General features: G+C 70.9%; 8 protein-coding genes. 1 reads left to right on the top strand and 7 read right to left on the bottom strand.

The genetic code is table 11. The features are described 5' to 3' along the window. From FNX44_RS18495 to FNX44_RS18470, 6 genes are all read right to left on the bottom strand, one after another. On the bottom strand, positions 1-170 hold a 170-nt coding region (locus FNX44_RS18495; protein ID WP_143649402.1), incomplete at its 3' end, for a type II toxin-antitoxin system antitoxin. Further along, positions 167-1,171, bottom strand: coding sequence for an SPFH domain-containing protein (locus FNX44_RS18490; RefSeq protein ID WP_143649401.1), 1,005 nt, complete (start codon positions 1,169-1,171; stop codon positions 167-169). The genes FNX44_RS18490 and FNX44_RS18495, both read right to left, overlap by 4 nt. Positions 1,172-1,348: 177 nt before the next feature. Continuing rightward, positions 1,349-3,691, bottom strand: a complete 2,343-nt coding sequence (locus tag FNX44_RS18485) for an ABC transporter permease (RefSeq protein ID WP_143649400.1) — start codon at positions 3,689-3,691, stop codon at positions 1,349-1,351. Then, positions 3,688-4,398 carry an ABC transporter ATP-binding protein gene (locus FNX44_RS18480; RefSeq protein WP_143649399.1) on the bottom strand — a complete coding sequence of 237 codons (711 nt, stop codon included), beginning with the start codon at positions 4,396-4,398 and terminating at the stop codon, positions 3,688-3,690. Before FNX44_RS18480 ends, FNX44_RS18485 begins: the two co-directional genes overlap by 4 nt. After that, positions 4,395-4,919, bottom strand: coding sequence for a PadR family transcriptional regulator (locus FNX44_RS18475; protein WP_143649398.1), 525 nt, complete (start codon positions 4,917-4,919; stop codon positions 4,395-4,397). Before FNX44_RS18475 ends, FNX44_RS18480 begins: the two co-directional genes overlap by 4 nt. A 148-nt stretch (positions 4,920-5,067) precedes the next feature. Next, entirely contained in the window at positions 5,068-6,540 is a 1,473-nt protein-coding gene (locus tag FNX44_RS18470; protein ID WP_143649397.1) for a catalase, read from the bottom strand. Between the two features lie 260 nt (positions 6,541-6,800). Between FNX44_RS18470 and FNX44_RS18465 the strand changes: the two genes are divergently transcribed. Then, positions 6,801-8,615, top strand: a complete 1,815-nt coding sequence (locus FNX44_RS18465) for an alpha/beta hydrolase (protein ID WP_143649396.1) — start codon at positions 6,801-6,803, stop codon at positions 8,613-8,615. A 35-nt stretch (positions 8,616-8,650) separates the two neighbouring features. On the opposite strand, the gene FNX44_RS18460 is transcribed toward FNX44_RS18465, so the two are convergent. Beyond that, positions 8,651-9,911 (bottom strand): AI-2E family transporter (locus FNX44_RS18460; RefSeq protein ID WP_143649395.1); only part of this gene is annotated, 1,261 nt, incomplete at its 5' end.

Below are 9,911 nucleotides of genomic sequence, written 5' to 3'. Positions count from 1 at the left end.
TTCTTGGGGAGGCGGCCCGCTTCGCGGAGGGCGCGGCGCAGCAGGTAGTCGATCTGCGCGTTGGTGCTGCGCAGCTCGTCCGCCGCCCAGCGCGCGAGCGCCTCGTGGACGGCGGGGTCGAGCCGCAGCAGCACCTGCTTGCGTGCCGGGCGGGAGGGCCGCTCGGTCACTGGTAGATCGAGCCCGCGTTGACGACCGGGTGTGGGGCGCGGTCGCCGCAGAGGACGACCAGCAGGTTGGAGACCATGGCGGCCTTCCGCTCCTCGTCCAGGTCGACGAAGTCTCCTTCGCTGATGCGGGATACGGCCTCCTCGACCATGCCGCAGGCTCCTTCGACGATGAGTTTGCGGGCGGCGATGATGGCGCCGGCCTGCTGGCGCTGGAGCATCGCGGAGGCGATCTCGGGGGCGTAGGCAAGGTGGGTGAAGCGGGACTCGATGACTGTGACTCCTGCCGCCGCGACGCGGGCCTCGACCTCGGCGGAGAGCCGGTCGGTGATGCTCACCGCGTTGTCACGCAGGCTGAGCGTGTCGCCGTCGGCCTCGTAGGGGTAGTGGGTGGCGATGTGGCGCAGGGCGGTCTCGGTCTGGGTGGTGACGAACTCCTCGTAGTCGTCGACGGCGAAGACGGCCTGGGCGGTGTCCTCGACCTGCCAGACGACCACGGCGGCGATCTCGATGGGGCTGCCGTTGGCGTCGTTGACCTTGAGGGTGGCGGTCTCGTGGTTGCGGACGCGCGTGCTGATCTTGGTGCTGCTGGTCAGCGGGTTGACCCAGCGCAGGCCGTCGGTGCGGAGGGTGCCGACGTAGCGGCCGAAGAGCTGGATGACCCGGGCCTCGCCGGGGGCGACCATCTTGACGCCGTTCCAGGCGAACAGCGAGATGAGGATGGTGAGCGCGCCGAGGACGATCATCGTGACGCCGATCGCCGGTTGGTCGCCGGGGTCGAAGCCGACGACGACGCCGCCGATGATCAGGCCGATTCCGGCGAGCGGGCCGAGTGCGGCGAGGAGGAGCCCGAGGCCGCCGGAGAGGCTGTGCGCGGGTCGTTCGGTGACGGGCGCGGTGGGCATGTCGGGGCCGTCGATCCGCGGCTCCTGGTCGATGGCGGCGGCTCTGCCGGCGGCGCCGGACGGGCCTTCGGCGCTCTCGGTGTTGATGGTCTCGGTCATGCGGGCCCCGTTTCTTTCCCCGTGTCGTGCTAACTAAGTGATAGCACTTTAAGGGACGGCGGCGGGAACGCGCCAGGGGGCTGCGGCTCCGGGAACGGCCGGGTCCCGGTCGGCACCCCCCTGTGGTGCCGACCGGGACCCGGATCGCGCGCGGCTTACCGCGTGACGTCGTGGCGGTTACTCCGTCCGCAGGCCGTCCGGCCGCATCATCCGCCACAGCGAGGGCAGGCTGGCCAGTGTCACGAGGGCGATCATCAGCAGCCCCGCACCGACCAGCGGCACAAACGCGAGCCAGTCCGTGGCGCTCTCGTCCACCATCCGCAGCAGCAGCACACCCAGGCCGATGCCGCCGCCCGTGGCGATCACCAGGCCGAGTACGACCGGGATCGCGGTCTGCCACAGGACCGACATGCCGAGCGTGGAGCGCTTGGTGCCGAACGCCACCAGAACCGACAACTGCCGCTTACGCTCCCGTAGTTGCTCGATCGTCGAGACGATCATGCTGGCGCCGATGAGCAGCAGGATCACGACCGCGCCGATCATCAGCGCGTTGCGGATGCCGTTGAACTCGTCGCTGTTGGTGGTCATGGACAGCTCGTACGTCTGGAAACCCCGGTCGGTGACGGGCGCGAGGTTGCGGACGTGCTCGACGGTGTCCCGGTTGGCGGGGTCGGTGGTCAGCATGGCCTCGAGCCACGTGTGGCGGATCTCCTTCACGTCGATCGCGCCGGGCGTGACGTACAGACCGCGGGACAGCTCGCCCATCGGGTTCGCGATGGCGGACGCGGCCCGCATGTCCTTCGGGACCGTCCACCACAGCGGGGTGGGCTGCTTGGCCTCCGCGTTCTGGTCGGCACGCAGGTCGAAGCGGTCCCCGGGCCTGACCGGGCTCGGGCCTTCCTCCTCCTCCGGGTCGGGGACGAAGAAGACGTCGCCGTCCCGGCATCCGTCGGTCCTGACGAGCAGCCGCAGGGTGTCGCAGTCGGCGATCTTCACCCGGTGGGCGTGGCGCCAGCCGTCGTCGTCCGGCTTGGTCCGCTCGTTGACGAGGTCGGCGACCAGGAAGCCGTTCGCCTCGGTGACACCCTTGACCTCGCGAATCCGCTCGATCCAGTCGAGCGCCTCGGGGGCGTCGATGTCGTAGTGGGAGGCCGCCATGGTGGCCCGGCTCGGATCCTGGCCGGTCTCCTGACGGTCCCGCAACTCGACGGAGGAGTAGAGCATCTGGAGCGCGACCGCGCCGGCGACGGCGACGGTGACACCACTGACCGCGCGGGCGGCGAGGCCGCTGTTCAGCTGCAGCCTGCGGGTGGCGAGCTGCCAGGAGAGCGGGCCGCCGCGCATCCGGCCGACCACGCGTTCCACGGCCCAGGGCAGCAGCAGGGTGACGCCCACCAGGGTGAGCAGCACACCGCCGGCGATGCCCCACTCGTTGACCTGGTCGCCGCCGCGCATGCTCGGGCCGAAGAAGCCGAGGCTGACGGCGCCGACGATCAGGACGACCAGTCGCCACCACAGCCGGCGGCCGCGGTCGGTGCCCTCGCGGGCGACGCCGAGCGGGCTGATCGCGACCTTCCGCATCGCGAGCAGCGTCACCATCACGGCGGACGCGGGCACGAGCAGCAGGATCAGCGCGGCCAGCCAGCCGGTGGGCACCACGTCGGCGGAGTAGACGCTGTAGCCGAAGACCTCGAACCGTTCGACCAGGAGGCGGCCGGCGGTGAAGAAGAGGCCGCCGAAGAGCAGGCCGAAGGTCGCACCGGTGACCGCCTCACCGGCAGCCATGCGGTGGGTCATGGCGCTGTCCGCGCCGACGAGGCGCAGGGCGGCAAGCCGGCGGTCGCGGCCCTCGCTTCCGAAGCGCACTGCCGTCGCGATGAACACCGCGATGGGCAGCAGCAGCACCACGACCATCACGATGACCAGCACCAGCAGGCTCGGCGGCAGCGGGTCGTTGTCGGCGGTGGCGAAGCCGAACAGTTCCGTCCGGGTGCCGTCCTCCTCGGCGGTGAGCGTGTCGGTACCGAGGTAGAAGCGGACGTCGGCGGGGCCGCTGAGCCCGTCGGGGCCGATCGTGCCGATCACCTTCGCGTTGCCGAAGCGTTCGGCGAGCAGCTCGCCGTCGCCACCGTCGAGCATCCGCTTCAGCTTCGGGGAGACGTAGATCTCGCCCTTGCCCGGCACCCGGTTGATGCCGGGCGGGGTGACGGTCTTCTCGGGGTCGCCGTCCGGCTGGAGCAGCATGCCGCCGACGACCTTGCCCCGGTACTCGGTGAACACGTGGCCGACGACGACGGAGGTGTCGGTCGGGCGTGCGTCCTCGGTGTACTGGTACTGCCGCGCCGCGTCCCGCACGTCGCCGGCGTGGATGGCGGAAGGAACGGAGGCGGCGAGCAGCAGGACGGCCACACCGAGTCCGACGCCGGTCCCGGTGAGCAGGGTGCGGGTCCACCCCGGGCGACCGCCGGTGACCGCGAACCTGACTCCCATGAGCAGGTCGCGTATCCAGACCTTGATCATGCCGCGCCCGCCATGCCGGCCAGGTCGCGGGCCTTGCCGTCCCGGACGACGACCTCACGGTCGGAGTAGGCGGCCACCCGCGACTCGTGGGTGACGAGCACGACGGCGGCGCGGGTTTCGCGGGCGGCCTCGGTCAGCAGCTCCATGACCCGTTCGCCGTTGAGGGAGTCCAGGGCGCCGGTGGGCTCGTCGGCGAAGAGGACGCGGGGCGAGGCGACGAGCGCGCGGGCGATCGCCACGCGCTGCCCCTGGCCGCCGGAGACCTGCCCGGGCCGCTTGTGCCGGACGGTGTCCACCTCCAGGCGCTCCATCCACTCGACGGCCTTCGCCTCGGCCGACCTGCGGTCGACGCCGGTCAGCCGCAGCGGCAGTGCGACGTTCTCCACGCAGGTCAGCTCGGGAACGAGCTGGCCGAACTGGAAGACGAAGCCGAAGTCGCCGCGGCGCAGCGCGCTGCGTTCGGCGTCCGACATCGCGGACAGCTCGTGGCCCCGGTAGTGGACGGTGCCCTCGTCCGGGGTGACGATGCCGGCCAGGCAGTGCAGCAGCGTGGACTTGCCGGAGCCGGACGGCCCCATGACGGCGACGATCTCGCCGGGATTGATGCTGAAGTGGGCGCCGTCCAGGGCGGACGTGGAGCCGTAGGTCTTACGAAGCGCGGTCGCGGTGAGCAGGGCGCCCGCGCCCCCCGTGGTACTGCTGGTCATGCGCCAACCTCTCGGGCGAGCTTGTCGAGCCTCGCCGCGGCCAGCTCGAGCCAGCGCAGGTCGGCTTCCAGGTGAAAAAGGGCGTGGTCGCAGATCAGTTGGTCCGCGAGGTCACCCCCGGTTTTGCGGCGGGTGAGTTCGCGCATCATGCGCAGGTGCTCGGCCCGCTGGGTGTCCAGCAGTTCGGCGGCGTCCCGGCCGGTGAGCAGGGCGAGCACGACCTTGGTGTAGAGCGTGCTCTGGAGGTACGGCTCCGGCTTCTCCGGTGTGCCGAGCCAGTTGCCGACGTCGGTGATGCCGGCGTCGGTGATCGCGTAGCGCTTGCGCTCCGGACCGTCGCCCGCCTCTATGCCGTCCACCTCGACGAGGCCGTTCTTCAACAGCCGCGACATGGTCGAGTAGACCTGCCCGTAGTGGAGCGGACGGTCATGACCGAACCGCTCGTCGAACGCGCGCTTGAGGTCGTAGCCGTGTCGCGGCCCGGCCTCCAGGAGACCGAGCAGTGTGTGACTGATGGACATGGCAAGGACTATACACGAGGTTTATACACTCGATGTATAGCCGTGGTGGATACACCCTGAACACGCCGCTGAACTGCGGTTTCACGCAACGCGGTGGGGCGGTGCCGGCCTCGTGGACCGGCACCGCCCCTGCGTGCGGGAGGGCGACTCAGCCGCCGTTCACCCTGGCCGCGATCCGGTCGCCGAGGTCCTTGTCGACGTTCCGCCAGTAGCCGACGGCCCGTGCCAGCACCGGGGCACTCACCCCGTTCGCCAGGTGCCCGGACACGTTGTCGACGAGCCGGGAGCGGGCCGCGTCGTCCAGCACCTCGCGGACCATCGTGCCCGGCTGCCGCCAGTCGTCGTCCTCGCTGCGCAGCGTGTAGGCGTGCCGGACCATCTCACCGGCGGCGAGCCAGCCGGCCGGTTCGCCGAACCGGGCGGTGTCGGCGGCCGGACCGCCGTAGGAGTTCGGGGCGTACACCGCGCCGGTGCGCGCCGGCTCGTACCGCATCGCGCCGTCCTTGCTGTACGAGCCGAGCGGCGAGTGCGGGCGGTTCGGCGGCAGCTGGTTGTAGTTGGGACCGATCCGGTACCGGTGGGTGTCTGGGTAGGAGAAGAGTCGGCCGAGCAGCATCTTGTCCGGCGACGGGCCGATGCCCGGCACCAGGTTGGACGGCTCGAAGGCGGCCTGCTCGATGTGGACGAAGTGGTCCTCGGGGTTGCGGTCCAGCCGCATCCGGCCGACCTCGACCAGCGGGTAGTCGCCGTGCGGCCACACCTTGGTCAGGTCGAAGGGGTTGAACCGGTAGTCCGGCGCGTCGTCGAACGGCATGACCTGCACGTACATCGTCCAGGTCGGCGCCTCGCCGCGGCGGATCGCCTCGTGCAGGTCGCGGCGGTGCGCGTCGGCGTCCTCACCGGCCTGGGCGTCGGCCTCCGCCTGGGTGAGGAAGCCGATGCCCTGGTCGGTCTTGATGTGGTACTTCACCCAGAACTTCTCACCGCCCGCGTTCACCCACATGTAGGTGTGCGAGCCGTAGCCGTTCATGTGGCGCCAGGTACGCGGGATGCCCCGGTCGCCCATCAGCCAGGTGACCATGTGCGCGGACTCCGGGGAGAGCGTCCAGAAGTCCCACTGCATGTCGTGGTCGCGCAGCCCGCTGTCCGGGCGGCGCTTCTGCGAGCGGATGAAGTCCTGGAACTTCTGCGGGTCCCGGACGAAGAACACCGGGGTGTTGTTGCCGACGAGGTCGTAGTTGCCGTGCCGGGTGTAGAACTTCAGCGCGAAGCCGCGCGGGTCGCGCCAGGTGTCCGGGCTGCCGAGTTCCCCGGCCACGGTCGAGAAACGGGCCAGCATCGGCGTGCTGCGGCCGGGCTGGAAGAGGTCGGCCTTGGTGAACTGGCTGACGTCGCCGGTCACCTCGAAAGTCCCGTAGGCGCCGCCGCCCTTGGCGTGCACCACCCGCTCCGGCACCCGTTCCCGGTTGAACTGTGCCATCTTCTCGATGAGGTAGTGGTCCTGGAGCAGGATCGGGCCGTCGGGGCCGACGGTGAGCGAGTGCTCGTCGCTCTCCACGGGGATGCCGGCGGTCGTGGTGGTGTAGTCGGCGGGGCGAGAGCCCTGCGGCGTCTCGGGCATACGGTTCCTCCCCTGTGGGGACGCTGAGCGGGTGGGCGACGACAAGGGACGGCCGGAGGCCGAGGAGGCCGACGCCACTCCTCATCAGAACGCCACCGTGACGCACCGGCAACCGCTGCTAGGCCGGCCACGCCGCTCCTCGGGGGAATTCACGACGGCAACCGGGCACACAACCCGACGGGCCGCCGGTGCGTCCATAAGACTGGCCTTCCGATCATCTAGGGTCGGTGTCGGCTGATGACAGACGGGGAGCGACGTTGATGCTGGACACCAAGGGAGGCAGCTCCCCGGTAGCCCAGCAGCGGCACCTCGTGGGCCGCCCGCTGCCCGACGCCGTCCGTCGCGCGGCCCGCCGCTGCGCGGACGTCGCACTGACCGTCGCCCGGCAGCCCTACTGGGAACGGCCGAACGAGACCTGGCTGGTGCGCCGCTGGCCCGACCTCACGGCCACCGTGACCGCCACCCTCTTCTACTGGCTCTCCCTCACCCCCTCCCTGGTGCCCAGACCGTGGTACCTCCAGGGTCTGGTCGGCGGCATCACCTCGGCCATCGGCTACGCGCTGGGCGCGCTGCTGAGCTGGGTCGTGCCCGCGGTGGTGCGCTGGCGCCCGAGCGAGCCGACCCGCACCCGGGTGCGGGTGCGGGCCTGGCAGGCGTTCTTCCTGCTGGCGCCGCTGCTGACGGTGCTGCTGCTGTCGGAGTCCGCGCACATGCAACGGGAGCTGCGCAAGCTCCAAGGGCTGCCGCCCACGCTGACCTGGCACTCGCTGATGATCACCCTGATCGCGATCGCGCTGTGCTGGCTGCTGCTGGTACTGGCCCGGCTCGTGCGGCTCGGCACCCGGGCGCTGATCCGGGTGCTGCTGCGCTTTGTCCCCAAGCCGCTGGCGGTGTTCGCCGGACTGCTGATCAGCGCGGTGGTGGTGATGTTCGGCGCGAAGAACGTCGTGTTCGAACGCGGCGTGATCGACATGGCGTCCCGTATCGCCGCCAACACCGACCAGAGCACCAAGGACGGCGTCGTCCAGTCCGACTCGCCCTACGTCTCCGGCAGCCCGGAATCACTCGTGGCCTGGGACGACCTCGGCTACCAGGGCCGCAACTTCACCGGCAGCGTGCTCAGCCGCGAGCAGATCAGCTCCTTCACCCGAAAGGAGGCCATGGACCCCGTCCGGGTGTACGTGGGGCGGGCGGCGGGCGGCGGCTACGCCGAGCAGGCCAAGCTCGCGATCGCCGAACTCGACCGCACCGGCGGCTTCGACCGCGCGGTGCTGGCCATCGCCGGCACGACCGGCAGCGGCTGGATCGACGCCCGCACCGCCGAGCCGCTGGAGTACCTGTACAACGGCGACACCGCCGTCGTGGCGATCCAGTACTCCTACCTGCCGAGCTGGGTGTCGTTCCTGGTGGACCGCGAGGAGGCCGGTCGGGCCACCCGCGAACTGGTGACGGCGGTGGAGGAACGGCTGGAGTCGATGCCCGAGGACCGCCGGCCCCGCCTGGTGGTGTTCGGCGAGAGCCTGGGCGCGACCGCCGTGGAGGACGCCTTCGACGGCGTGGGCGACCTGCTGGCCAGGACGGACGGCGCACTGCTGGTCGGGCCGCCCAACTACAGCCCGATCCGCACCGAGGTGACCGAGCGGCGCGATCCCGGCAGCCCGGTGTGGCGGCCCGTCTACGACAACGGGCGCCACGTCCGGTTCGCCCAGTACCCGCAGCGGGACCTCCTGCTGCCGGAGGGCGCGCCGTGGGAGCGGCCGCGGGTGGTCTACCTGCAGAACGCCTCCGACCCGATCGTGTGGTGGTCGCCGGGGCTCGCGGTGCGCTCGCCGGAGTGGCTGCGGCCGCCGACCGGGCCTGACGTCAGCGCGGAGGCCCAGTGGTTCCCGTTTGTGACGTTCTGGCAGCTCACCGTGGACATGGCGATGTCCTACGGGGTCGGCGCGCCGCACGGGCACCGGTACGGCACCAACGCCGTCGAGGGCTGGGCCGCGGTCATCCCCCCGGAGGGCTGGACCGCGGCCGACACCCTGCGGCTGAAGGCGTTCGCGGAGGCGCACGAAGCGCCGTACTGACCGCGGGCGCGCGCGTCCCTCGCGCCCGCGTGGCGTCAGGTCTCGCGCGGTGGTTGCTCCGGCTGCTCGGCCTCGCCCTCCGGACGTGACGGGCCGCCGGGCGGGGCGCTGGGGGCCGGACCGACGGGACGCGCAGGCGGCGGCCCCTCGCCCGGGATGGCGGCCGGCAGCGCCGGGGACAGTTCGGAGACGGTGGAGCCGTGCACCGGATGTCGTGTCGGATGCTGTTGTTCCGCGTACGCACGCAGATAACCGACCACCGTGTTGGCGACCGCCACCAGCGGCACCGCGACGACCGCGCCGGGAATCCCGGCCAGCAGCGTTCCGGCGGTCACCGCGAGCACCACCGCCAGCGGATGGACCTGCACGAGCCGGCCGAGGATGAGCGGCTGGAGCACGTTGCCCTCCAGCTGCTGCACCGCGAGCACCACCGCAAGCACCAGCAGCGCCGTGGTCAGACCGTTGGTCACGAAGGCGACGATCACCGCCAGCGTTCCGGAGAGGAGGGCGCCGACGATCGGGATGAACGCGAAGAGGAAGACGATCACCGCGAGCGGCACCGCCATCGGCACGCCGAGGAAGTAGATACCGATGCCGATGCCGACCGCGTCGATGAACGCCACGATCACCGTGCCGCGCACGTACCCGGTGAGCGTGACCCAGGCGCGCGGCCCGGCACCGGCGACGCCCTCCCGGGCGACCAGCGGCACGAACTTCAGGCACCACTGCCAGATCCGCCGGCCGTCGTAGAGCAGGAAGAGGCAGACGAACGCGGCGAGGACCGCGCCGGTGAAGAAGGTGACGAGGTAGGAGGCGCCCTCGATGCCCGCCGAGGTCAGCTCCTGGCTGTGCTCGCCGATCCAGCTGTTGAGGTTGTCGACGAAGTCGTTGAGCTGCTCGTCGGTGACCTTGAACGGGCTGTCCAGGATCCACACCCGCAGCTCGTCGATACCGCTCTGGACCTGTTTGACCAGGTCCTCCTGGTTCTCGATGACCTGCCAGACGACAAACCAGCCGATCAGTCCCATGATGCCGAAGCCGCCGACGAACACGGTGGTGGTCGCCAGGCCGCGGCCGAAGCCGTAGCGGCGCAGCCGGGAGACGGTCGGCTGGAGCAGCGCGGTGATCAGCAGGCCGGCGGAGAAGGCGATCACCAGCATGCTGATGGCGCTGATGACCTCCATGAGCACCCAGACGACGCCGGCGAGTACCAGCAGCCGCCAGCCCGCTTCGCCTGCCACCCGGAGTCCCCACGGGATCACGGCGGCCGGCGCCGGACCGTCCTTCGGGGCGGGC

The sequence above is a fragment of the Streptomyces alkaliterrae genome (assembly GCF_007097205.2).
In the GTDB taxonomy this organism is placed as follows: domain Bacteria; phylum Actinomycetota; class Actinomycetes; order Streptomycetales; family Streptomycetaceae; genus Streptomyces; species Streptomyces alkaliterrae.
The sequence above is the reverse complement of the archived record's forward strand: the minus strand, read 5'-3'. Positions and strand labels throughout refer to the sequence as shown.